At 37.2% G+C, this 24,566-nt stretch carries 22 protein-coding genes; 11 read left to right on the forward strand and 11 right to left on the reverse strand.

Translation table 11 applies throughout. The features are described 5' to 3' along the window. Positions 1 to 63: 63 nt before the first annotated feature. Positions 64 to 963: a LysR family transcriptional regulator gene (locus tag H3T46_RS06885; RefSeq protein ID WP_155567686.1), complete on the reverse strand. Its 900-nt coding sequence runs from the start codon at positions 961 to 963 to the stop codon at positions 64 to 66. 131 nt (positions 964 to 1,094) lie between these two features. On the opposite strand from H3T46_RS06885, the gene metE reads away from it, so the two are divergent. Further along, a complete protein-coding gene (gene metE / locus H3T46_RS06890) occupies positions 1,095 to 3,392 on the forward strand; it encodes a 5-methyltetrahydropteroyltriglutamate--homocysteine S-methyltransferase (RefSeq protein ID WP_198198098.1) in 2,298 nt (765 codons plus the stop codon). A 181-nt stretch (positions 3,393 to 3,573) separates the two neighbouring features. Continuing rightward, positions 3,574 to 3,780: a hypothetical protein gene (locus H3T46_RS06895; RefSeq protein ID WP_110439407.1), complete on the forward strand. Its 207-nt coding sequence runs from the start codon at positions 3,574 to 3,576 to the stop codon at positions 3,778 to 3,780. Between the two features lie 54 nt (positions 3,781 to 3,834). Here H3T46_RS06895 and H3T46_RS06900 read toward each other — a convergent pair whose 3' ends face one another. The 5 genes from H3T46_RS06900 to H3T46_RS06920 all read right to left on the reverse strand — a co-directional run bounded on the left by H3T46_RS06900 (position 3,835) and on the right by H3T46_RS06920 (position 9,243). Next, positions 3,835 to 4,260 carry a DUF1489 family protein gene (locus H3T46_RS06900; protein WP_155566371.1) on the reverse strand — a complete coding sequence of 142 codons (426 nt, stop codon included), beginning with the start codon at positions 4,258 to 4,260 and terminating at the stop codon, positions 3,835 to 3,837. 19 nt (positions 4,261 to 4,279) lie between these two features. Beyond that, the gene (gene hemW / locus H3T46_RS06905; RefSeq protein WP_198198096.1) at positions 4,280 to 5,479 is read right to left on the reverse strand and encodes a radical SAM family heme chaperone HemW; all 1,200 of its coding nucleotides are present in this window, start codon (positions 5,477 to 5,479) and stop codon (positions 4,280 to 4,282) included. After that, positions 5,479 to 7,587 (reverse strand): potassium transporter Kup, encoded by a 2,109-nt coding sequence (locus H3T46_RS06910; protein WP_155566373.1) that lies wholly within the window; start codon positions 7,585 to 7,587, stop codon positions 5,479 to 5,481. The genes hemW and H3T46_RS06910 overlap by 1 nt, the downstream gene beginning before the upstream one ends. A 57-nt stretch (positions 7,588 to 7,644) precedes the next feature. Continuing rightward, positions 7,645 to 8,352: a YggS family pyridoxal phosphate-dependent enzyme gene (locus tag H3T46_RS06915; protein ID WP_198198094.1), complete on the reverse strand. Its 708-nt coding sequence runs from the start codon at positions 8,350 to 8,352 to the stop codon at positions 7,645 to 7,647. Positions 8,353 to 8,463: 111 nt separating this feature from the next. Then, a complete protein-coding gene (locus tag H3T46_RS06920; protein WP_110439412.1) occupies positions 8,464 to 9,243 on the reverse strand; it encodes a glycosyltransferase family A protein in 780 nt (259 codons plus the stop codon). 291 nt (positions 9,244 to 9,534) lie between these two features. Between H3T46_RS06920 and H3T46_RS06925 the strand changes: the two genes are divergently transcribed. From H3T46_RS06925 to H3T46_RS06940, 4 genes are all read left to right on the forward strand, one after another. Beyond that, positions 9,535 to 10,857 carry an RsmB/NOP family class I SAM-dependent RNA methyltransferase gene (locus tag H3T46_RS06925; RefSeq protein WP_232350028.1) on the forward strand — a complete coding sequence of 441 codons (1,323 nt, stop codon included), beginning with the start codon at positions 9,535 to 9,537 and terminating at the stop codon, positions 10,855 to 10,857. Positions 10,858 to 11,004: 147 nt separating this feature from the next. Next, positions 11,005 to 11,670 (forward strand): ribulose-phosphate 3-epimerase, encoded by a 666-nt coding sequence (rpe, locus tag H3T46_RS06930; protein WP_110439414.1) that lies wholly within the window; start codon positions 11,005 to 11,007, stop codon positions 11,668 to 11,670. Positions 11,671 to 11,736: 66 nt separating this feature from the next. Further along, entirely contained in the window at positions 11,737 to 13,641 is a 1,905-nt protein-coding gene (locus H3T46_RS06935) for a heparinase II/III family protein (RefSeq protein ID WP_198198090.1), read from the forward strand. A gap of 8 nt (positions 13,642 to 13,649) precedes the next feature. Beyond that, positions 13,650 to 14,819 (forward strand): glycosyltransferase family 4 protein, encoded by a 1,170-nt coding sequence (locus H3T46_RS06940; RefSeq protein ID WP_198198088.1) that lies wholly within the window; start codon positions 13,650 to 13,652, stop codon positions 14,817 to 14,819. On the opposite strand, the gene H3T46_RS06945 is transcribed toward H3T46_RS06940, so the two are convergent. The 5 genes from H3T46_RS06945 to H3T46_RS06965 all read right to left on the reverse strand — a co-directional run bounded on the left by H3T46_RS06945 (position 14,761) and on the right by H3T46_RS06965 (position 19,151). Further along, positions 14,761 to 15,147 (reverse strand): DUF4186 domain-containing protein, encoded by a 387-nt coding sequence (locus tag H3T46_RS06945; protein WP_155580062.1) that lies wholly within the window; start codon positions 15,145 to 15,147, stop codon positions 14,761 to 14,763. The two genes, H3T46_RS06940 and H3T46_RS06945, sit on opposite strands and share 59 nt — an antisense overlap. 45 nt (positions 15,148 to 15,192) lie before the next feature. Continuing rightward, complete coding sequence (locus tag H3T46_RS06950; protein ID WP_198198086.1) at positions 15,193 to 15,963, reverse strand: TSUP family transporter; 771 nt, start codon at positions 15,961 to 15,963, stop codon at positions 15,193 to 15,195. Positions 15,964 to 15,985: 22 nt separating this feature from the next. Further along, positions 15,986 to 16,807: a glycosyltransferase family 2 protein gene (locus tag H3T46_RS06955; RefSeq protein ID WP_198198084.1), complete on the reverse strand. Its 822-nt coding sequence runs from the start codon at positions 16,805 to 16,807 to the stop codon at positions 15,986 to 15,988. A 40-nt stretch (positions 16,808 to 16,847) separates the two neighbouring features. Further along, positions 16,848 to 18,356 (reverse strand): APC family permease, encoded by a 1,509-nt coding sequence (locus H3T46_RS06960; protein WP_198198082.1) that lies wholly within the window; start codon positions 18,354 to 18,356, stop codon positions 16,848 to 16,850. A gap of 138 nt (positions 18,357 to 18,494) precedes the next feature. Continuing rightward, positions 18,495 to 19,151 (reverse strand): alpha/beta hydrolase, encoded by a 657-nt coding sequence (locus H3T46_RS06965; protein ID WP_110439421.1) that lies wholly within the window; start codon positions 19,149 to 19,151, stop codon positions 18,495 to 18,497. Positions 19,152 to 19,534: 383 nt separating this feature from the next. Between H3T46_RS06965 and H3T46_RS06970 the strand changes: the two genes are divergently transcribed. The 5 genes from H3T46_RS06970 to H3T46_RS06990 all read left to right on the forward strand — a co-directional run bounded on the left by H3T46_RS06970 (position 19,535) and on the right by H3T46_RS06990 (position 24,417). After that, positions 19,535 to 20,656, forward strand: coding sequence for a cysteine desulfurase family protein (locus H3T46_RS06970; protein ID WP_155580066.1), 1,122 nt, complete (start codon positions 19,535 to 19,537; stop codon positions 20,654 to 20,656). A gap of 46 nt (positions 20,657 to 20,702) precedes the next feature. After that, on the forward strand, positions 20,703 to 21,854 hold the full coding sequence (locus H3T46_RS06975; RefSeq protein ID WP_347401018.1) for a cysteine desulfurase family protein: 1,152 nt from the start codon (positions 20,703 to 20,705) through the stop codon (positions 21,852 to 21,854). Between the two features lie 47 nt (positions 21,855 to 21,901). After that, positions 21,902 to 22,216: a ferredoxin family 2Fe-2S iron-sulfur cluster binding protein gene (locus H3T46_RS06980; protein ID WP_198198078.1), complete on the forward strand. Its 315-nt coding sequence runs from the start codon at positions 21,902 to 21,904 to the stop codon at positions 22,214 to 22,216. Positions 22,217 to 22,220: 4 nt separating this feature from the next. Beyond that, positions 22,221 to 23,282, forward strand: coding sequence for a tRNA 2-thiouridine(34) synthase MnmA (gene mnmA, locus H3T46_RS06985; protein WP_198198077.1), 1,062 nt, complete (start codon positions 22,221 to 22,223; stop codon positions 23,280 to 23,282). A gap of 118 nt (positions 23,283 to 23,400) precedes the next feature. Continuing rightward, a complete protein-coding gene (locus H3T46_RS06990; RefSeq protein ID WP_155566386.1) occupies positions 23,401 to 24,417 on the forward strand; it encodes an ABC transporter substrate-binding protein in 1,017 nt (338 codons plus the stop codon). Positions 24,418 to 24,566 lie beyond the last annotated feature (149 nt).

The raw sequence follows: 24,566 nt of genomic DNA on the forward strand, positions 1-24,566 counted from the left end.
GTTAAAAACTATTCTATGATATTTGGTCAGAAATTGGAGATTATACAGTTTATTTTGAGTATTTCAGGTCGACATTGGAAAGGATATTTGTTTGGATAGCTGAATAAAAGCATCAAGATAATTAGTTAATTGGTCGGCCTTGCGTATTCCAATAAATAACTGTTTTGGAATTCCTTTTTTTCCCAGTTTGACAGGAAAGATTTCAAAGCGTTCTTTGTTTTCCTGTACCAACCAATGTGGTAGAGCAGTTACGCCTCGATTATTTTCAACCATTTGTAAAATTATATCCGTTGTTTCAATTGTTTTATGACGACGTGGCATTATACCCTTTGGTGCCATAAAGAGACTATATATGTCCAGTCGAGTTGGTTCTACAGGATAAGTTAAAAGAGTTTCTGAGGACATTTGTTCTGGAGTGATATACGGTAAATTTCGGAAGGGATGTGAAGGTCCAACAATTAAGATCTGTTCATAATTAAAGACAGGTTCAAAATGGAGATCAGACTTAATAATCGGGTCAGGCGTTATTAAGATGTCTATTTCATAATTCAGTAGCGCCCCTAAACCACCGAATTTAAATTTTTGTTTGACATCGAGTTCAACCTGAGGCCACTGTTTCAAGTAGGGTGAGGTAACTTTAAGCAGCCATTGATAACAGGGATGACATTCCATGCCAATCTTTAGACTGCCAATACTCCCCTGCGCAAATTGTTTCAATTTTGATTCATTATGTTCGATCTGAGGTAATATGCGATGGGCCAGCGTCAATAATTCCTGTCCTGCCTGAGTTAGCTGCATGTATTTTCCCTCCCGTCGCCATAGGCTGACCTGCAAATTTTGTTCGAGTTTCCGGATGGCGTGGCTTAAGGCGGATTGTGTCAAACACAAATTGACAGCCGCGGCAGTCATTGATTTTTGCGTTTCGATTTCCTGAATGATTTTTAAATGAATGATCTCAATCATGAATGCAAGATTATATCCTATGAATAAAGTTAATGGATCGATGAAATAATATCATTTTATTTTATGCTGTTATCTGAATAGGGTGTTTAGAGCAAAATCCGATGTTGAATAGGCAAGTAAAGGAATAAAAAATGGTAACAGTACATAATCTAGGATTTCCTCGAATTGGTGTAAAGCGTGAATTGAAATTTGCGCTTGAAGCGTACTGGCAAGGAAATATTTCCTCAGGTGAATTGGAACAAACAGCCCAAAATTTACGGCAGTGTCATTGGCAGAATCAAAGTAAACTCGATCTTGTTCCTGTTGGGGATTTTTCCTATTATGACCATGTTCTGGATACAAGTTTTCTTTTTGGTAATATTCCATCACGTATTCAACAACAGCAAGGAGAGAAATTAGATCATTATTTTCAGGTTGCACGTGGACGTTCCGGCGGAAAAAATTCTTGCCTTTGTCACGTTGCGGCAGGTGAGATGACTAAATGGTTTGATACAAATTATCATTACATTGTACCGGAATTCACCAAGGATACACGGTTTGTTTTAAATAGCCAGATTTTACTAGATCAATTGAAGGAAGCGAAAAAGAAAGGTTTAAAAACAAAAATTGTATTGTTAGGGCCAGTATCCTATTTATGGTTGGGAAAAGAACAGGATAAAAGCGACAAACTAGCTTTGTTGTCTGCACTTTTGGAACAATATCAAGCATTATTACAAGAGTTGGCAGAACAGGGGGAAAGCTGGGTTCAACTTGATGAACCAATTTTGGTGACAGAGCTTGCAGAAGAGTGGAAAAAGGCACTTGTTTCTGCCTACAAGGTTTTGAAACAGGCACCAATCTATATTTTGTTGGCAACCTATTTTGGAAAGTTAAAAGAAAATATAGCTTTATTGCCAGAATTGGGGGTGCAGGGGTTCCATATTGATGCCATAAATGCGCGTGATGAAATTCCTGCCATAATTAAACAGCTAAAAGATAAACAAGTCCTTTCATTGGGAGTTGTTAATGGGCGTAATATCTGGAAGACGGATTTGAATGCTACGCTTGAATGGCTAGAGCCTATCTACGCTATATTAAAAAAACGATTGTGGCTGGCCCCCTCATGTTCATTATTACATGTTCCTGTTGATCTGGAACGTGAAAGTAAAATGGATGCGGAAATTCGTTCATGGCTTTCTTTTGCGATACAAAAACTCGATGAAATTACTGTTTTGGCTAAGGCTCTAAATGAAGGAAGAGAGTCAGTAAAAGAGGCGTTATCTAGTAACCAGGCTTGTCTGGATAACAGACGTCAGTCAAATAGAGTTCATAATGATAAAATTAAAAAACTATGTCAGTCGATAACATCGGAATTGGGAAACCGGAAAGGTGCCTATGCCGATCGTATGGAATTACAGCAAAAAATCTTGAATTTGCCATTGTTGCCAACAACCACAATTGGTTCATTCCCACAAACTCAGAATATACGCCAGATTAGAAGTCAATTTCGTAAGGGTGAACTTTCCTTGAATGATTATGGCAATCATATGAAAGAGGCGATTGCTTATTGTGTCGAACAGCAGGAATCACTGGGATTGGATGTTTTGGTTCATGGCGAGCCAGAACGGAATGATATGGTGGAATATTTTGGTGAATTGTTACAAGGATATGTTTTTAGCCAACAAGGTTGGGTTCAATCTTACGGTTCCAGATGTGTAAAACCCCCGATTATCTTTGGAGACATTAGTCGTCCTGAACCAATGACGGTTGAATGGATTACTTACGCCCAATCTTTAACGGCACAACCGATGAAGGGCATGTTGACGGGACCTGTAACCATGTTGAACTGGTCATTTGTAAGAGATGATCAACCACGTTCGGAAACCTGTTATCAATTGGCTATGGCGATACGTCAAGAAGTGTTGGATTTGGAAAAGGCAGGTATTCGCATTATTCAAATTGATGAGGCGGCTTTACGGGAAGGATTACCCCTGCGTCGTTCAGAATGGCAAAGATATCTGGACTGGGCAATTCGGTCTTTTAGAATAACAGCGAATGGAGTAAAGGATCAAACGCAGATTCATACCCATATGTGTTACTCGGAATTCAATGATATTATTGCTGCTATTGCCCAGATGGATACTGATGTCATTACAATTGAAACCTCACGTTCTCACATGGAGCTGTTAAAAGCGTTTGAGGAATTTGAATATCCAAACAGCATCGGCCCAGGTGTTTATGATATTCATTCTCCCAATATTCCAACAGTAGAATCAATTGTTCATTTAATTCATCAGGCTGAAAAATATATTCCTGTTCAAAGGTTATGGATTAATCCAGATTGTGGCTTGAAAACACGTCAATGGTCAGAGGTTATTCCTTCATTGAAAAATATGGTACAGGCAGCGCAGATCTTGAAAGAGGAATATAAAAAAAAACACATTAAATAGTATCGAAAAGGACTGACCAATAAAAGATCAGTCCTTGATTGTTATTTAATATATTTCTAAAAATATATCGGAAGGATTGAAAGTAATTTTTTGGCGAATTGAATAATAATAGATTTTGTTTTATGATTAACTATATTTAATGGTTCAATGTTATTTTCCTTTTTTAAGGAGGGGAGTAATTATGACTAAATTAACATCAAAACAACGTAAATCTTTACCAGATCAGGAATTTGCATTGCCTGATGAGCGTAAATATCCCTTGGATACAAAAAACAGAGCAAGGAATGCCAAAGCAAGGGCGTCTGAGGAATACCATAAAGGCAATTTAACAAAAGAACAGGAAGAAACCGTTGATCGTAAAGCTGATCAGGTTTTGAAAGAGAAATAATATACGGAAGAATAAACCATAAAGGGTTATAGATATTGGTTAATTGTCGATTTACTATCTAATAGGATCAATTAATCCTAGAGTTTCCAACTCTTTTCTCAGCTTTTTAGGTAATTCTGCTGATATATTTGTATGGCTTAATGGCAAATCCTTAGGCGCATCAGTGTTTTTAAGATATCGCCATCCCTGGAAAGGGCGAATTGGAATGGAAAAGGTACGAATTATTTCTGAATCAAGAATAATTTGAATGCAGGGATTTCCGTTTTCCCGTTGACCTGGAAGAAAATCAACAATTTTCTGTCGGCAACATAAAGTTCCGTTAATAACCCGGTATAGGGAACCATTTTTTAAGATTTCATCGGCCTGTTTCGGCATAAAACGTGTTAAAGTGTATGAATTTCCATTGTTATTCACGGCCATTTGTTCATTAATAATTTTCAAATGCGCAATATCTTGGATACCAACTGCAACCTTCATCATGTGTAACAAAATAATATTCCTATTTTACCAAGATATCTAAAATAGCATTTAACCGCATGCTTCCTGTCGCGGTTGTTTTCAACCGTTTTTGGTCCCACAAGATATAATCTTCTTCTACAAGCGCTTCTAAGATTTTCATATCGATTGCATTGGTTAAAGTCATATTGCATTTTTTTTGAAAGGCAATAGAATCAACACCCTCTTTCAAACGTAATCCCATTAATATCATTTCACGGGCCTTGTCGATTGAATTCAAGGCTTCCTTGATAATTAGAGCGTTACCATTTTTTTGCACTAATTCAAGCCAAATTTTAGGATTTTTCTTACGTTCTGTAGCATATAAAACAGCATTTTCTGTAATTCTGCCGTGTGCTCCCGGCCCAATACCAATATAATCTTGATAACGCCAATAGGCAAGATTGTGCCGGCTTTCCGCACCAATTTTAGCATAATTAGAAATTTCGTAATTATACATACCATATTGATGTGTCATTTCTTCCGTGGCAATTAATAATTCACTACTTAATTTTTCATCAGGGAGAGATAATTTCCCCTGTTTTTCATATTTGGCAAAAACTGTTCCTGGTTCTATTGTCAACTGGTAGAGTGATAAATGATCATGAGCCAAATCCAGTGCCATTTTTAATTCTTTCTGCCATTCGGAAAGGGTTTGTTCCTCACGTGCATAGATAAGATCAAAGGAAATTCTCGGAAATAGGCGTTTGGCAAGTGTTAAGGCGTCAATTGCCTGCTTTGCATCATGTTGACGACCTAACTTTTGTAGTGCTTGTTGGTTAAGACTTTGGATACCAAGGGAAATGCGGTTAACACCTGCCTGTTGAAAATCTTTTAACTTTTGGATTTCAACACTGGTTGGATTGGCTTCAAGGGTGATTTCAAGGTCCTCAGTAACAGGTAAATGTTTGATGGCATAATCAATCAATTTATGCATTGTTATAGGATCCATTAAAGAGGGGGTGCCACCACCAAAAAAAATTGAGCTTAACTTATAATTTTCAATATTTGAAATAGCATGACGTAATTCCTGAAGCAAAGCATGTGCATAGGTTTCCTGTGGAATGATTTGGGCAACATGGCTATTGAAATCGCAATAGGGACATTTGGATAGACAAAAAGGCCAATGGATATAAAGAGCCAAGGGATCAGGCTTATGTTTTCTTGTCTTTTTTTCCAAATTTACTAATTTTATTTCATTCATCAAACAGCAATACGGACTGAAAGTTCAACAACCCGATCAACGGGAATTCTTAAGAAATCGGTAATCGGGCTGGCATTGCGTAACATGAACATGAATATATTCATTCGCCATTTACTCATTTTAGAAATAGGGGCTCTTACAATTTGTTCCCTTGTTGTAAAATATGAAGCTTGTAAAGTATCAAAGAATTTCAGGTTGGGTTGAGTTTTCATCAGTTCAAGAGCGCGGGGCAAATTAGGCATTTCCATAAATCCGTATCGAATTATCACTTGATAAATATTGGGTGCGAGTTGTCGCATTGCAATACGGTGCCCACGTTCCGCCTCTGGTTGTTTCAGATTTTCAATAGTTACAAAAAATACATGTTCATGTAAAACTTTGTTGTGCCGAATGTTATGTAATAGGGAACTTGGAACAGAAAGAGGGTCTGGTGTCATGAAAATGGCAATACCAGGAACCCTTGTTAAATGGGATTGAGGTAGGCGGTTTAAAAACGAGGCGATTGGTAAAGCATTTTGTGCCCGTTTATTATAAACCAGGGTGCGTCCTTTATTCCATGTTGTCATGAGGATGGTCAAACAAATTCCCAATAATAATGGGACCCACCCGCCTTGTGGAATCTTCAGGGCATTTGCCGAAAAGAAAGTGACATCAATGATAAAGAAAATTCCAAATGTACATGCGACTTTGTATATCGACCATTTGTAAGAACGGTTAAAAACCACAGAGGAAAGAATAGAGGTACAAGTAAAGGTTCCCGTAACTGCAATTCCGTATGCAGCGGCCAATGCATCAGAGGATTGGAAACTTAAAATCAATAAGAGGGACCCTATCATTAAGGCATTATTGACTTCAGGAATATAAATTTGTCCCTCTTCTTGTGCATTGGTATGTCGAATACGCAGCCTTGGAAAATATCCAAGTTGGGTTAATTGGCGTGCAAGTGAAAATCCTCCTGAAATTCCGGCCTGACTGGCGATAACAGTTGCAAATGTGGAAAGGATAACCAGAGGGATATTAAACCAATGAGGAGCCAAATAGAAAAACGGGTTTTCCAGAAATTTGGCATTGGAAAGAATTAGGGCACCTTGTCCAAGGTAATTTAAAGTCAGACAAGGAAGGACAAAACAGATCCAGCTGTAACGAATTGGACTTCTTCCAAAATGTCCCATATCAGCATATAAAGCTTCAGCACCTGTTACTGCCAAAACGACAGATCCAAGGGCAATAAACGCCATCCAACCGTGATGGATGATAAATAAAATCGCATGATGCGGAGAAAGAGCCAAAAGGATATAGGGATATTTCAGAACCTCATAGGCACCCAGAAAACCTATAGTCGCAAACCATATAAGCATGATTGGACCGAAAATTTTACCTATATGTTCAGTTCCCTTGCTTTGAAAACTGAATAATGCAACCAGGATTATAAGGGCAAGGGGAATGATGAAATTTTTTGTCTCTGGAAGAGAAACTTCCAGACCTTCAATTGCTGACAAAACTGAAATTGCCGGGGTAATCATTCCATCTCCAAAAAAAAGACAGGTTCCTGCAATACCGACAATTCCCAGAAATATTTTTCCTCTGGTTGTTTTTGATACACGTTGAGCCAAGGACATCAATGCAAGGATTCCACCCTCTCCATTATGATCAGCGCGCATAACCAGCGTTACATATTTAATTGTAACGATTAATATTAATGCCCAGAAAATTAAGCTGACAACACCGAAAACCTCCCAGGATTTAATATTGCTGTGATGATTGGATACAACTAAAATTGTGGAACGTAGGGCGTAAATAGGGCTTGTCCCGATATCACCATAGACAACGCCCAGAACAGTCAACAAAATAGCCAAACTTAATGGTCTGATTTTATGTTCTGGTTGATCGGTTCCGAATTCTGTAACTTGGTTTTCCTGATCCAGAGATGGTAATACCGCAATCGTATCTTGTTTATAAAGTGTATCTGATGGAGTTTCATCCTCATTTTCTATTTTTGAAGGGGTTTTTCCCTCGATGATATTGATATCATCCGTACTTACGCTATCATTCTCTTCTTGGTTTGCTTCATTATCAGGGTTGATGTTTTCCTCATGAGAAGAAAGCATGATATATTACTCCACCTAGGTTGCAATTGCGGTAAATATTAAATTTGCAGCTGTTCATTATTGGAATGAATTATTTTTAGGATTTAAAGGGCGTGTTCCAAATATTCCAGTTCCCACCCTAACATACGTTGCTCCACATGTAATGGCTGTTTCAAAATCATTTGACATTCCCATTGATATTTCATTCAGACCAAATTTTCTGGCAAGATTGGCAAGTTTTCTAAAATGAGGAATAGGGTCTTCATGAACGGGGGGAATACCCATTACACCCTGAATTGATGATCCAAACCGTTTCCTGCATAATGAAATAAAATGATCCGCATCTTCGGGAAAAATTCCTGCCTTTTGCGGTTCTCTTCCTGTATTGATTTGGATGAAAAGAGTGGGGGACCGTCCTGTTTTCTGAATGGCTTTTTCAAGCGGGTCGAGAATTGACAGGCGGTCAACAGTTTCAATAGTATCCGCGATTTTAACGGCATCTAATAATTTATTGCTCTGGATGGGACCTATAATGTGCAGTTTAATATCTGGCTGTTCCGATAAAATGGGTGCAAATTTCTTTTTTGCCTCTTGAATACGGTTTTCACCAAATATCAACTGTTTATCATTGAAAGCTGCATATATTGATTCTACGGGATGTAATTTTGAAACGGCAACAAGTCGAATATCATTTGGTTTACGTCCAGCTTTACAAGCAGCCTGTTGAATTTTATCCCGTATAGAATTTAAATTTCGGCTTATAATTTTTTGGATTGAATCATGCATTTAATAAATTATATAAAATTAGAAACACATTGTATCATACAGTATTGGTAAGTTATTTCAAATAGGATTATTTTCACTGAAGTATTCAAATTAATCTTCACTAATTGGATTTTATTCCCATTCCCGTTGTCTAAGCTGAAGAATGGAAGTGTTTTTCTTAATATACCTGTTTTTTAAGAAAGAATAAAAGTACCAATCCTTGAGAAAAAAAGGGGTGTATTCATATAGAAACTTTTCCATGCGGCTCCAGCGAATATTTTTATGTTTTGTGCGTCTTTCCGATGGAATACACCAATGTTTTGGAGAGTAATAAACTTTACCAATTTTTAAAAGTCTATGAATAACCTCATGATCTTCAAAGACATAAGGCCATAATTTTTGATCAAATCCCCCAATTTGCTTTAAACTTTTAGTACGAAAAGTCTGTGCATATCCTCCAGCATGACATTGCTTGGGCATTAATTTTGATTTTAAATATATTTTCCGACATCGTTTTTGACTTTTGCGATTTTTAAAGGGCTGATAAATATCACAAGCCATCACGGCAGAATATTCTGGGTGACTTTCAAAGATCTGATTACAAAATTCTAAATAATGTTGAGGATAGTAAGTATCAGCATCCATGGTTGCCACAAAAGGAGTGGTGACATGGTTTAATCCAGTATGTAAGGCATTTGTTTTGCCAGGAAGTTTTTCATTAATAAACTGCACCTCAATTGCAGGATAAAAATTCATAAATTTTCTGGCTATCTTTTCAGAATTATCTGTGGAATGATTATTGATTAGAATAAGTTTAAATTTTTGATAATTTTGTAATGCTATGCTTTCAAGAGTACCTGGAAGAAAGGTTGCTTCATTATAATACGGTAAAAGAATAGTCCAATTTTTCATTTAAATATAATTTCTAGGTTTATGTTGATAAATTTTTTAAATATGAAATTTAAATTCATTCGGGATTAAATTCTTTTATATTGGATTTATTTTTTGGATAATTTATAATATTTTATTGTTAGAGTCTAAAATAAATAATTAGTTAAGATGAAATCTCGCAATTCTGGTAAAAATTGATTATCAGAAAAATAGAGCAGAGAACGTAGTAATTTTATTTATTGAAAGTGAATATATTTACTATTTAATTCATTTAAAACTATAATGATTTTAAGTAAGAAAAGTTATAATTTTTTGAAAAAAGATATATCAATTAAGAATCATCTGTCATCGAAAGAAAATATTCGATCTGACAGAAATAATGATCCTACTCGACAAATTGCTTTTGATACTGTTTGTCAGATATTTGACTGGAAACATCTTCCGTTAGAAACAGCATTAAAAAATGCTTTACCTGTTGATGTTGATCAAAGGGATAAGGCAGCAGCATATCGATTAATTGTCTGTATCTTGAGAAAAAAAGGAACATTAGAGGCGCTTGTAGAACCTTTTTTGAAACGATCGCCACCACAGCAGGTATTATGGATTATTTTGCTAGGGGTGGCTCAAATTCTTTTTTTGGAAACACCTGTACATGCCGCTATCTATACATCTGTAGAACTTGCGCGTCATAATGGATTTGTGAAGTTTACGGGTCTAGTCAATGCTGTTCTCAGGCGGATTTCTGAAAATGGACCAAGCATACTGAAGGATCTTGATCAAAATCGCTTGAATATTCCTGCATGGTTATGGAAGTCATGGAATCAGGCAGGATTTAATCCTCGTCAGTTGGCAACCCTGTTGGATAGTGAACCCCCTTTGGATATGCATTTTAAAACGAATGCCACTGTTCCAGAAGGAGGTGTGCAATTAATGAATAATCATTGGCGTTATTCTTGTCATGTAAAGGTTGAACAGCTTGACGGTTATCAGGAGGGGCAGTTCTGGATTCAGGATATGGCGGCATCTCTACCTGCCTATCTTTTGAATGTGAAGGAAAATGAAAAAGTTGCTGATTTATGTGCGGCACCCGGTGGTAAGACAGCACAATTAATTCAAGCTGGAGGAAATGTTGTTGCGGTTGAAAAAAAATCTATACGGTTAAAACGGTTGAAAGAAAATCTGAACCGGTTACAGATGGATGCAGTGTTGGTTCTTGGTGATGCTGGAAGTTTAAATTATCAAAATGAATTTGATGCGATATTATTGGATGCTCCCTGTTCTGCCACGGGTATTTTTAGACGACATCCAGATGTTTTGCATTTAAAAAAAGAAAATGAAATTCAAAGTCTTGTTAAGATTCAACGAAAGTTGATTGGTGCAGCGATCGGTTATCTAAAAAAAGGAGGACGATTAGTTTACAGTGTTTGCTCCCTACAGCGCTCCGAGGCAGAAGAGCAGGCAGAATTTTTTAGAAATTTACCTGGTGTTAGGGCTCTACCATTTACACAAAAGGAAATTCCATTTTTAACTGAAGCATTAACAGAAGAGGGATGGATTAGGACGCTTCCTTCTATGTGGCAAGAAAAAGGCGGAATGGATGGTTTTTTTATCGCACGTTTTGTAAAAGAAGACTAATTAAACATTATTTCAAGTGAAATATATCTTTGTATTGGTGGACACGATAAAATCAAATCGTGTTTTTTCTGTTCAATTCATAAATTTTATCATAAACTGCAGTTAATAGTTTGACATAGTATTTGAAAATTTTAGAAAGGCTGTAAATTGGATATAAGGGTTCCCTTGATTGCTCCCAGTGTTCTTTCGGCAGATTTCGCATGTTTGGGAGAGGAAATTAGGGCGGTTGACAAACATGGTGCTGACTGGATACATCTTGATGTTATGGATGGTCATTTTGTTCCTAATATGACTTTTGGCCCAGTAGTTCTTAAATCTTTGCGATCTTATAGCAAGTTGTTTTTTGATGTGCATTTTATGATTGAACCTGTTGATCCTTTTATCGAACCGTTTGTTCAGGCGGGTGCTGATCAAATTTCTTTTCATATCGAGGCGGGGCCTCATGCGCATCGTTCCTTGCAACATATCAAATCGTTTGGAATAAAAGCCGGGATTGTATTATGTCCGGCCACACCTGCCAATGCAATTTCCGAGGTTATAGATCTTGTAGATAATATTCTAATTATGACTGTAAATCCTGGTTTTGGTGGACAGAAATTTTTATCCAGTCAATTGGCGAAAATTCGTGCAATACATGAAATGGTTCAAAAGTCGGGTCGTTCCATTCATATCAGTGTTGATGGCGGGATTAATGTTCAAACTGCACCCCTGGTGATAGAAGCGGGAGCCAATGTTTTGATAGCTGGAACTTCAATTTATGGTCAACCTGATTATGGTCAGGCAATAGATGCATTGCGGGGAACTAAAAAGTAAAAAATTTGCTAAATTATGACTTTCACCCATTAGGAGAAATGATTCAGAGAAATAGGGAGGCTTAGGATGGCTTTTCAAGAAATGGTTAAAAAAATCCGACTTTCTCTGGTACGATTACCTGCCATTGGTTATGGACAGATTCCCGAAGTCCCAGCATATATTTTGCGAGATTTATGGACCGGAAATTCTGTTTATGGTATGCATCTTGTAAAAGGGGAATTTATTTACCAGGATTATGTTATTTCCCTATATCCCGGTCAATGGGGTGATAAAAATCTCTCCTGTGAAATTATTGGCAAACTGCATGGTTTTTCGTGGTTACGGGATATGCGAGAGCTAGGGACAGAAAATGCGCGTCTTGCAGCAAGAAATTTGGTGACGGATTGGATTGGCAATTCACCTTCATATTATGATTCTGTTGTTTACAGACCGATTACCCTTGCAGATCGTATAGTGAATTGGTTGGGGTTCTATGATTTTTTTGCGGCATCAGCAGAAAAATATTTTCATCAACAATTTATGCGTCGAATTATGAAAGAAGGAAGATATGTTGTTGCCATGCTTCCTTTGGACAATCATACACATGAAAATTTTACGTTATTAAAGGCCGCTCTGGCTCTTGCATTATGTATGCCGGAACAATTTGATTTAATACCAAAAATCAGTAAATTCCTGCAAAGTGAACTGGCTGAACAGATTCTTGAAGATGGAATACATATTGAACGAAACCCTGAAATACAACTTTATGTATTGAGAGATCTGACCGAAATTCGTTTGATGTACCAGTTGATCAATATGCGTCCCCCTTCCGAACTTATTCTAGTGCTTGATAATGTCAGTCGTGCTTTAAGGGCATTGAGACATGGTGATGGCAGGCTTGCACTATTTAATGGTTCCAGTGAGAATGAGGCACATTTTATTGATCGTGTTCTGAGTAATTCCACACAAAAACGTGTTGCCATGACGGATATGAAAGCGGGTGGATATATTCGTTGTTTTGCCAATCGTTCAACTCTGTTAATTGACAGTGGTGTTCCACCGAAAAAGGTAGATATAAAATATCTTGGTGCTTTATCCTTTGAATTTTCTGCTGGTAAACAGAGATTAATTGTTAATTGTGGAGCTGGAGGATCATCAGCCTGGCGATCTGCATTGGCGGGAACCGCGGCTCATTCTGTTCTAAAATTATCCAATACAGAAAGTGTTTTACTGGAGGATAATCAATTAAAAGATTTAAATTTTAAAGTTGAATCAATTCATGAAATGACTGAGGGTGCCCATTGGGTGGAATTAAGTCATAATGGCTGGCAAAAAGCATATGGTGCAATTTATCATCGTAAATTTTATCTTTCAGCGGATGGTCAGGATTTAAGAGGGGAGGAAACGCTTGATTTTGATCAGTCTTATCCTTTTACTATTCGTTTTCATCTACATCCTTCGGTTAAAGTTGAAGAAAAATTGGTTGAAATTCGGAAAAATGAGAAGGAAAAAATTTTTGTTTTATCGTTTCAACATCCTCAAGAAGGTAAACAAATTTGGTGGTTCCGTTTTTCCGATGCAGAGGGAAAAGTTGAAAATAGCGTCTACTTTGGTGAAAAAGTTCGACTTGCGACTAAACAGATTGTTTTATATAATCTGCATCAATCAAAAAAAAATGATGTTGAAGAGAATAGAACTTCTATAACTAAATTTGAGAAACAAGACAAACAATCGGTTTTAAACGAAGAGCAAGAAGAAGGGTCTGATTATGTGGCTATTTTCCATAATCAAAATGATGATGCAAAAATATGGCAAAGAAACACTGCGGATCATGTTTCTGTTGGAATGCCTGAAGATTTGTCGGAAAAAACTTCAGAAATTCAGAGGCAATCAGAAATAAATAGTTCTCTAAATCATTCAAATATTAAGAATATTCAAGATGATAAAGAAAAAATAACTAAAATTCGATGGGCTCTGCGTCGTAAGGCATAAATGAATTTATGAAAATTTTGGAAATTGCACATGTTGATTTTGCCTTATATCAATTTTTACTTCCTTTAATGCGTAGGTTGCGTTCCTGTCACCATCAAGTCATTGGTGTTTGTGCAGAAGGAAGGTTGTTGGAGAAAGTGAGACAAGAGGGATTTCAGATCCGAACCGTTCCTTTTGTCCGTTCTTTTTCGATCATAGGTCAGTTAAAAGCTTTTTGGGTTCTTTACCGTATAATCAAACTTGAAAAACCAGATATCGTTCATGCCCATATGCCCATAAGTGGCGTATTGGCACGTATAGCCGCTTTTTTATGTGGAACGCCTGTAATTATTTATACTTGTCACGGATATCTTTTTAATCAACCCGGGAAAGGTATAAAATCATGGATAAGACGTCTATTATCCTTTGTTCTTGAATGGTGTTGTGGAAAAATTACGAATTTTTACATGACTGTCTCTCAGGAAGAGGCTCGAGATGCTAAAAGGTTGGGCATTCATTCCAATCCTATTTTTATAGGTAACGGTCGGGATCCAGCAAAATTCTTTTCTGATATTGACCTGAAACAGAAATTTAGACAGGCAAACAAGATTCCACAGAATCATATAGTTTTTATGATAGTTTCCCGTCTTGTTCAACATAAAGGTTATCCAGAGTTAATCGTCGCTTTTTCTGCAATTGCAGAAAAGCTTCCAGAAGCTGAATTATGGATTGTAGGCGAAAGATTGCCTTCTGATTATGGTTTGGTATTGGATAAACTTTTTAATAAAGCACAAAAAAAATTGGGTAATCAAATACGTTTTTGGGGATATCGTCAAGACATAGATCAGTTGATGAAAGCTGCTGATGTTTTTGTTTTACCCAGTCATTTTGAAGGGTTACCAATGTCCATTATCGAGGCAATGTTAAGTGGTTTACCTGTTATAGGCACTTCAATACGGGGTCCCCGAGAACAAGTTCAGCATTCAGAAACAGGGCTATTGATCCCGCCAGGTTCTATATCTTTGCTATCCAGGGCAATGGCCTGGCTTGCCTTTCATCCAGAACAAAGAAAAAAAATGGGAGAAAATGGGCGGGCCAGGGCTTTATCAATGTATACCGAAGCTATCTGTCTGGATCGTGTTATGAATGTTTTTTCACAGATTGATGGGTTTGATAATCCCTTTTTATCCAAGCCTTGATCAAATCGAGGATAAAATCTTTTTCTGTCTGTGTTAAGGCCTGCCCCTTTTGAATCTTATACCATTTTTCAAGGCAGCTGCGACAACAAGTTGCTGTGGCATGTTGGGCAATAAAAACAGGATGTCCTTTCCATGGCGTTTGTTTTCCATCATTTTTTGGAAAAGCAGGAGCCAGACGTTGATTGATGAAATCCGTAGCATGTTCAATTATTTTATCAAGGCCTTTATCGATTAGATATTTTCGTTCTTTTTCATGTAATGTAAATCTAGACCGGAATTTTGAATGATTAAGCCGATCCAAGATTAATGCTGTGGAAGAAGGAACCATTCTTGTGACTTTTTAATAAATAATTATTTCTGGGATTATCATAAATCAAACAAAATGAATATTATAATATTTGACAAAACTGTAAAATACGCATGATGTCATGACAATTAAAAAAAATACACGCAAAAAACGTGAACTCTTGTAAATAACCAAGGATGCACCAATCTGTCCGCCTATAAAAGAACCAACACCCATTATAAATGCACTAAAATAGTTGATTTGTCCGCCTGATATGAAGATACTGAGCGCGGTAATATTTCCAGCGATATTTAACGGTTTTGTAATTATTGTCGCAGTGTTAATACGTAATTTGTAAATCTGCATTAATGAAATTGTCCAGATCGCTCCTGTTCCAGGTCCAAAAAAGCCATTATAAAATCCAATTACAGTCCCCATCCATGGCAGTATTTTCGGTTTTATGGGCAACTGTCTTTTTTCAAGATTGAAATGTAGGTTTGGAAATAAATAATAATAAAGCAATATTGCCAATAAAAGCCATGGGACTATTTTGTTCAGGGTCTGATCAGCGCTGTATTGTAATGTAATTGTACCTATGGCAGATCCGATTACAGTGAAAAACAGAGGGATGGCAAGCCCATGAAAACTTAGTTGTCCGCTTTTCCAAAATCGTAATGTGGCCGATAATTCACCAATTGCTGATTGCAATTTATTTGTACCTAATGCAGGAATTATATTAATACCGGTAAAAAGTAGAGCGGGTACGGTTATTAAACCTCCACCACCTGCAAGGGTATCAATTGTCCCGGCTATTAAACCGATGAAAAATAGAAAACAATCATAAAAATAAAAATGCATTTAGAGATGTCTGTTTAATTGATTATAAAAAATCAATAAACTCATGGGGAATATCAAGGTAGAGTGAATCAGCGTTATCAGGATCAGGATTAGTGATCAAATAGTCATCCAAGGTTCCTGTGCCAATTTTTGATCTCTGCGATTTTAGAAACCTGATTAGAACATTGTCGGATATTAAATGTGAGGTTCCCAATCCATTTTTAATATCTTCCGGGTTTCTTGGAATTCTGCGTCTGAGTTTTGAACGTTCAAGGAGGTGGTTCTGATCAGCATATTTCAAATGAAACAGCCATAAATCGTGCGCAAAAAGGGTTTCATTTTGACATCGATGAAAACCGGGTTCCCATCGCGTCGGAACTGATGAAACTGAGGGTTTGCATGACCAACTTTTAATGGTGCCCTTGGAACGTTGTTTAAAAATGGGTCTTGACCAATCAACAGGTTTTCCAATCAAAGGATCAATGATTTCCACACCTACACATCGACATGTTTTGGCAGAACATTGTGCAAGATATTCATGTAAGGAAGTCCAACGAGATGGACGGGGGATTATAAATTCGTCTGTGTCAATACAAAGAACCCAGTCATAAAGTTTTAAAAGTTTATGCTGCCATTCGCTCATTATATTGACGCTATCTTGTTCATCCAAATACTTGCGACGTGGAATGTGCTCAACATAAATGTATTGTTCAGCTTTGACAGGCGGATCGCTGCCATTATCAAGTATGAATAAGTTATCTTTTCCTACTAGTCTGGCATAATGTCTGATCCATATGGGAAGCATGGTTGTTTCTTGATAGCATTTTGTAATGGCGGCAATGCGAAGAGGTGATGGAAAATTCATAATAAAATCATATTTAAAAAAAACTATTTTTTTTAAAATATCATTTTTCTTTTGAATTGGACAGAATTGAATGTTTGCGTCCGTAATAATAATAGCCAAAGACACCGATTACACTATAAATAAACATTAAGAGCAGTGGAAGTGGATTGTGATTAATTAGGGAGTAAATCATGTCAATGACCAAGGGAAAAATCATGGTCAGGCAACATAGGATGCCGCAAACGGGAATATAGCCAATCCAGATATTTCTAATCTTGAATCCACCAAAGGGTACCTGAAAGGGTCGATGAATATTGGGATGAACATTCCGCTGCCATATAACCGTGAAACAGACAATACCAAATGCCAGAGAGGTTCCAAGGCTGATTAGGTCACTTATGATATCAATAGGTAAAAAAGCTGTCGTAATGGCGATGCTGAGGCTGAGGATAATGGTTCCTATCCAAGGTGTACAATGTTTAGGATGAAGTTTGCTAAAAATTGGTGGAAGCAATCCGTCCTGTGCCATGATGTAGAAAATGCGGCTTTGAGCATATAGCAAAACGAGCATTACTGAGCAAAGTCCGATAACTGCGCTAGATTTCAAAATCCAGGCCAAGTTTGGCATGTTCATATAATCAATTGCCAGGGCCAGTGGATCAGAAATGTTTAATTTTCTATAAGGAACAACCCCGACTAAAATTAGCGCTACACCAATATAGATCATGGTTGAAACAAACAAGGAAGCTATGATTCCAAAGGGGACGTCCTTTTTAGGATTTTTTGCTTCTGACGCGGCTGTGGAAACAGCTTCAAAGCCTATATAGGCAAAAAAAATTGTTGAGGCTGCCCGAAAAATGCCCCTGATTCCAAAATTCATCGGACCTGTTGAGGAGGGGATAAAAGGTGTCAGGTTTTCCAGTTTAATATAGTGAAATCCCAAAATTATAAAAAGAATTAATACTCCGATTTTTAAACTGACGATTATTGCATTAATTGTTGTTGATTCGGAAACCCCATATAAGAGGAATATGGCTGCGATCAGAACAGATCCTGCTCCAATCAGGTCAAGAGACTTAACAAATACAATTCCTTTTCCATATCCACCAATTGCAGGTTGAATCATGGGATTATGTAGCCATGAAGCGATATGAATATGAAAATCTTTTAGTAGGGAAACACTATAACTCGAAAATCCTGAGGCAACTGATACAGCCGATATTCCATATTCCAACAACAGTAACCATCCAACAATCCAAGCGAATTTTTCACCAAGTGATGTATAGGCATAACTGTATGCCGATCCTGCAGTCGGCATAGTGGATGCCAGTTCACCATAGGAAAGGGCAGTAAATAAACATGCTATTGAAGCAATAATGAAGGATAAAAGAATTGCTGGTCCAGCAAAATTAGCCGCAGCTGTTCCTGTCATGACAAAAATGCCTGCGCCAATGGTAGAGCCGATCCCAATCATTGTTAAACGCCATGGACCCAAACATTGTTTTAGACCATGTTTTTTTGAATCAAGTGTAAGTTGTTCCAGTGATTTGCGTTTAGAGAAAAAGGCCATATTTTTTGTGTAAAGGGTTAGGTAATAAACCAAAAGAAAGACAACATTTTATGATAAAATAAAATTCAGATATTTTACCTAACATAAAATGTATCTAATTCGGGAAAATTAAAGAGATATAAAAAGAACAATGTTAATCTAAGGTTGATCAGATCTGTTCTTTAAAATTTTCTTAACGTAATTGGTAATTGTTTTTTCGATCTGCTCAGTTTGATCGGCAAAAATATGATCGGCATTAGGGATTGTATTATAGGCAACTTTGATGCCTTTTTGAGTGTTAAGTTTTTCAACAAGTTTGTCAATTTCCTGCAATGGGACAATGCTGTCGGATTCTCCTGCGATCATCAAACCGCTGCATGGACAAGGTGCAAGAAAATTAAAATCATAGTGGTTTGCCAATGGCGCGATGCTGATCCATCCTTGTATTTCAGGACGACGCATCAAGAGCTGCATTCCAATAAAGGCTCCAAACGAATACCCCGCGATCCATAATTCCCTGGAATTTGTATTCGCCATCTGTAACCAGTCCAGGGCCGCTGCCGCATCGGATATTTCACCAATACCACCATCATATTGTCCCTGAGACCGTCCAACACCACGAGAATTATAACGTAGTACAGAAAAATTCATTTTTTGGAATGCACAATACATTGTATAGGCAATTCGGTTATTCATTGTCCCACCTTGCAGAGGATGGGGATGTAGGATTAAGGCAAGGGGGGCGTTAGGTTGACTGGAATGGTGATAGCGTCCTTCAAGACGACCTGCTGGGCCTGCAAACATTACCTCTGGCATAGAACGATCCGTTTATCTATTAAAACTGGCACAATTTGTAAGATTTAACAATAATATAAGTGAGTGTAGGAAAACAATAAAAACAGTTTATCTCTATAAAGATATTTCTTATAAAGTGAAAGTGTTTTTGTCTTATCTATAAAATATAAATGAAAAATCAATAGCGATATGGTGATCGGACAAGGTTAACATATCCTTTATCTTTGCTTATTTACCAGTAAATCTGTGAAAATATTTCTATTATAAGGTAACAGGGTTCATATTTGTATTTATATATTGTAAATTAAATACAGATTTAATTAAATTATTGTTGTAATGCAATAAATTATGCAGGTTATATTTGGAATTCATGGTTTAATATAATAAATTGGATTATAAATGAAATGATACGACAATCTATATATCTAGATGCGAATGCCAGTGAGCCCATGCGCTCTTCAGTTATATCTGCAATGGTGGATATCATGCAGCAGACTGGTAATCCAACGTCTGTTCATCAAATGGGACGCAAGATTTATAATCAAATGGAAGATGCAAGAGAAACCTTGGTCGAATTATTCGGGGGGAGCGTTCAAAATTGTATTTTTACCTCTGGTGGGACAGAGGCAGATGTACTGGCTGTGCATGGTCAGATTGGTGAAGGCAATCAACAACGTCCTCTTTGGGTGGGAGCTACGGAACATCCTGCAATCATGCAGATTGACCTTTCAAAAAAAATTTTACCTGTAACACGGCAGGGTATTGTCGATCTTAACTTTTTAGAAGATGCCCTAAAAAAAACGTCAATATCTCCATTAGTGTGTTTAATGCTGGCCAATAATGAGACAGGTGTATTACATCCCATTCAACAGGCAGCAAAAATTTGTCATGAATATGGTGCAATTCTTCATGTAGACGCAGCTCAGGCTGCTGGACGTATAATGTTCAATTTGGAAGATATCGGAGCGGACAGCCTGATTCTTTCAGCTCACAAAATGGGAGGTCCAAAAGGGGTAGGCGCATTGTTATTGGCTGGTCATGAAAGAAATGCGAAAAAGATAAACCCTCTTTTTAGTGGAGGAGGACAGGAACAGGGAAGAAGGGGAGGAACTCTGGCTGTTCCGGCAATTATAGGGTTGATGACTGCCGCAAAAGAGGCCTGTAAAGAAGATCGTTCCAATATTTTAAAATTACGTAATTATTTGGAAAAAGAAGTGAAAAAATATGGAGCCGTCATTTGTGGCGAGGAAGCTGAACGTTTAGATAATACATCCTCTATAGCTTATGCTGGAGTTTCGGCACAAAAATTATTTATGGCTTTGGATATGGCTGGTTTCTGTGTCTCAACGGGATCGGCATGTTTTTCAGGAAAATTATCGCGTTCACCTGTTTTATCAGCAATGGGGTTGGAAGAATTGGCTGATTGTACGATCCGTGTATCTTTACCATGGAATATCCAGCAAAAAGATGTTGAAACTTTTATTCATGTTTATGGACAGTTGATTCAAAAGTTAAAGGATTCATAATCTATAGAAAATGGATTTTTCAGGAAAAAACAAGATAAAAGAAAAGGTGATTTACCTTGATTATCAATCGACCACACCGTGTGACGAACGTGTTGTTGAAGCGATGCTACCCTATTTTGTGCATAATTTTGCAAATGCTAATTCAGAGCATATATTGGGTAAATATGTTGCTGAAACCATTGATAAGATTCGTGCCGACATTGCCGAAATGCTCGGGGTGGTTTCTCAAGAAATTATTTTTACCTCTGGTGCGACAGAATCCAATAATATTGCCTTGCAGGGTAGTGTGCGTTATCTAATTGATCATTATCCCAAGACCAAACGGGTTATCACGATTGCGACTGAACATAAATCCGTTCTTGAAACAGTCCAGAATTTACAGTCCATTGGTGCTGATCCTTTTATTTTGCCAGTTCAATCCGATGGATTGATTGATCCTGATAGTTTGAAAGCGGCATTGCAGGTTCCAACAATATTAGTCAGTGTCATGGCCGCTAATAATGAAACAGGAGTTATACAGAACATTCCTTATTTGTCGGCATTGTCTCATGAATATGGTGCTCTTTTTCATTGTGATTTGTCTCAGGCTTGTGGAAAAATATCTGAAAAAATCCAGTTGCGTTCCTGGGGAATTGATCTTGCCTCAATTTCCGGGCATAAAATTTATGGGCCCAAAGGAATTGGCATTTTATATGTAAGACGTAAACCTCGGGTAAGGGTGGAACCTTTATTTTATGGAGGATATCAGGAACGAGGAATTCGATCAGGAACTTTGCCAGTCCCCTTGATTGTTGGTTTGGGTAAGGCATTTTCGCTATTCCAGAATGAGGGAAATGAAGAGATCAGGCGTTTGGCGTCTTATAAACATTTTTTGATAAATGAATTGCAGGCAAGAATTCCACAACTTAAAATTAATGGATCAATCGAATATGCCTTGTCAAATTGTGTTAATCTACAATTTCCAGAGGTTAAGGCTCTTGATCTTTTGGCAAGAATTCCTCATTTATGTTTATCAACAGGTTCAGCATGCAATCATGTTTCTATGCCATCCTATGTTTTACAATCCATGGGATTGTCAGAACAAGAAGTTTTATCTAGTATCCGTTTTTCTTTTGGTCGGATGACAACAAAACAAGAAGTCGTTGAAACCGTTCATGACCTTTATTCAGCATGGTATGATGTAAGAAAAGGGACATGAGTTAAAATCAGAATATTAATTGGTTTTTAAATAAGGAATTCTATAAAATGCCACATATAGTTTTTATTGAACAAGATGGAACACGTCGTGAGGTGGACGCTCCTGTAGGGCTTTCAGTATTGGAAATAGCGCATAAGCATGGAATTGATCTTGAAGGTGCTTGTGAGGGATCATTGGCTTGTGCGACCTGTCATGTAATTGTTGATGAATCATGGTGGGATAAATTAAAGCCCGCCGCAGAAGAGGAGGAGGAGATGCTGGATATGGCTTTTGGGTTGGAAAAAACCTCTCGATTGGGTTGTCAGATTATTATGACAGAAGAATTGGATGGTTTAGTTGTTCGTTTGCCAAAGTTATCCTGAACCAATGCGTATTATGATTGCAATGTCGGGCGGAGTGGACAGTTCCGTTACGGCTGCTCTTCTAAAAGAACAAGGCCATGAGGTTTTTGGTGCCACCTTGCAGCTTTATGATGCGCGAGGTGTGGTTAAAAAAGGTGCCTGTTGTGCAGGTCAGGACATCAGGGATGCACGTAGGGTATCAGAAAAGCTGGGTATCCCGCATTACGTTATCGATGCGGAAGACCGTTTTCAAACAACGGTAATTGAACGTTTCGCACAATCTTACCAAAAGGGAGAAACTCCTGTTCCATGTATTGCCTGTAATCAGGGAGTCAAATTTACGGATTTATTGACAATGGCGCGAGAGCTTGGGGCAGAAGCGATGGCAACAGGTCATTATGTGCGTCGAATTGTGGGAAAAAATGGTCCCGAGTTGCACCGTCCAGTTGATTTAAGTCGAGACCAATCATGGTTTTTATTCGCCACCACACTTGAACAGCTTGAATATTTGCGTTTTCCTTTAGGGGACATGCCAAATAAAGATAAAGTTCGGGAAGAAGCCGAACGTTTTGATTTGGCTGTTGCTCAGAAGTCGGATAGCCAGGACATATGTTTTGTTACAAATAATTCTTATATAAAAATTGTTGAGAAATTGGCGCCAGAAGGTGTTATGCCAGGCGAGATAGTTGACGAGCAGGGCGTTGTGATTGGTCATCATGAAGGTATTGCTAAATATACCATTGGTCAAACAAAACGGTTGGGTAATCTTGCCATGCGGGATGGGCAGCGACAAATGGTGTTACGAATTGAATCCGAAAAAAGAAGAATCGTTATTGGCCCAAAACAAAACAATATTTGTCAAACATTCTATTTGCGCGATTTGAACTGGCTTATTCCTGTGCCTACTGAATTTATATATTGTAATGTTCAGATTCGTGCGCGGGATCAGGAACGACCTGCTAAAGTTATAATTGAAAAAAAGGATAGTGTAAGAGTAGAATTGGAAACGGCTGCTAACCCAGCACCTGGTCAGGCATGTGTTTTTTATCAAGGGACACGTGTTTTAGGAGGTGGATTTATTCTGTAAAAATTTAATTTGATATTACTTTAGGTTAAACTTTACTTTTAAAGTGAATTTCAGTTATTAAATCAGATATTATTTTAGTAAGTTAATAAATTATTTAACGTAGCGAGATTTTCCGTTGATGCACTGTTTTTATGTAGGTTCCAAACGATTTTCTTTGATTGTATGGCTGATAGCAATTTTTGCTTTGATATGTTTTTTCAACTTACGAAGTGCTAATGCGGAATTTCGAATTGGATGGAAAAATCAAGCTGATATCGCCAATTTTATTCAATTGGATAAAAAACATCAAAAAGTTGCCAGGGAAACAATAGCCTGGAAAAAATATGACGATGATTTTAAAGCCTTGCATAATTTGTCTATTGGTCAGGTTGATGCCGTTCCAGTAGATATGGTTACTTTTCTGTCAGTTATAACGGTTGGTTTGCAGGGACGTGTAATCGCAATAGATCGGCAATATGGTAAAGAAAGCGCCTTAATCGTAAAAAGCCAGAAACATATAGATACTCCTCAAGATCTGGTTGGTAAAAATATTGCGGTACCTTTCATGACAAGCAGTTATTATAGTCTGTTACGTTATTTGCAGCATAATGATATTCCTGTTGAAAAAATTCATCTGGTAAATATGAATTATAATGAAATTACACAAGCTTGGCAGAAAAATGAAATTGATGGGGCCTATGCTGACGGAACTACAGTTTTACCGTTCGTCAAGGATGGACATGTATTAGTAGATTCATCACAGTTGGCAAAATGGGGGTATCCAACATATCAGGTATGGGTTGTGATGGATGAGATTATTTCAGATCAACCTTTTTGGATGGAAAGTTTTGTAAAAAAAATATTGAAAAATATCGATGATAATAGGCGAAATATAGCCTATTTCACTCCTCAGTCTCCGGAGGTTGGCCAGCTTGCCCAATTATTAGATAAATCACCGGAAGTAGTTTGCAGCTTGTTAAAACAGCAGACTTATCTTGATAAAACTCAGCAATCTTTAATATTGTCACGTTATTTGTCGAAGGAGTTTGATGAAATTGGTTTGTTTATGAAGGCTCAGAAAATTATGCCTGATATTTTACCTGATTACCTGATTTATGTTTATGACAGTTTTATAAAAAATAACAAAAATAATTAATTGATTTTACATTTTTTTTTACATTAAATTGAACAATATAAAGAAATTAATGTAGGATTAAAAAATTTATTAACTGTTCCAAGTGTAATATTTTAATAATCATCATCTTATTTTTGTTTTTTATCTGAATAAAATTAATAGATTGCTAA

This window comes from Commensalibacter sp. M0133 (genome assembly GCF_016101485.1).
Lineage (GTDB): Bacteria > Pseudomonadota > Alphaproteobacteria > Acetobacterales > Acetobacteraceae > Commensalibacter > Commensalibacter melissae.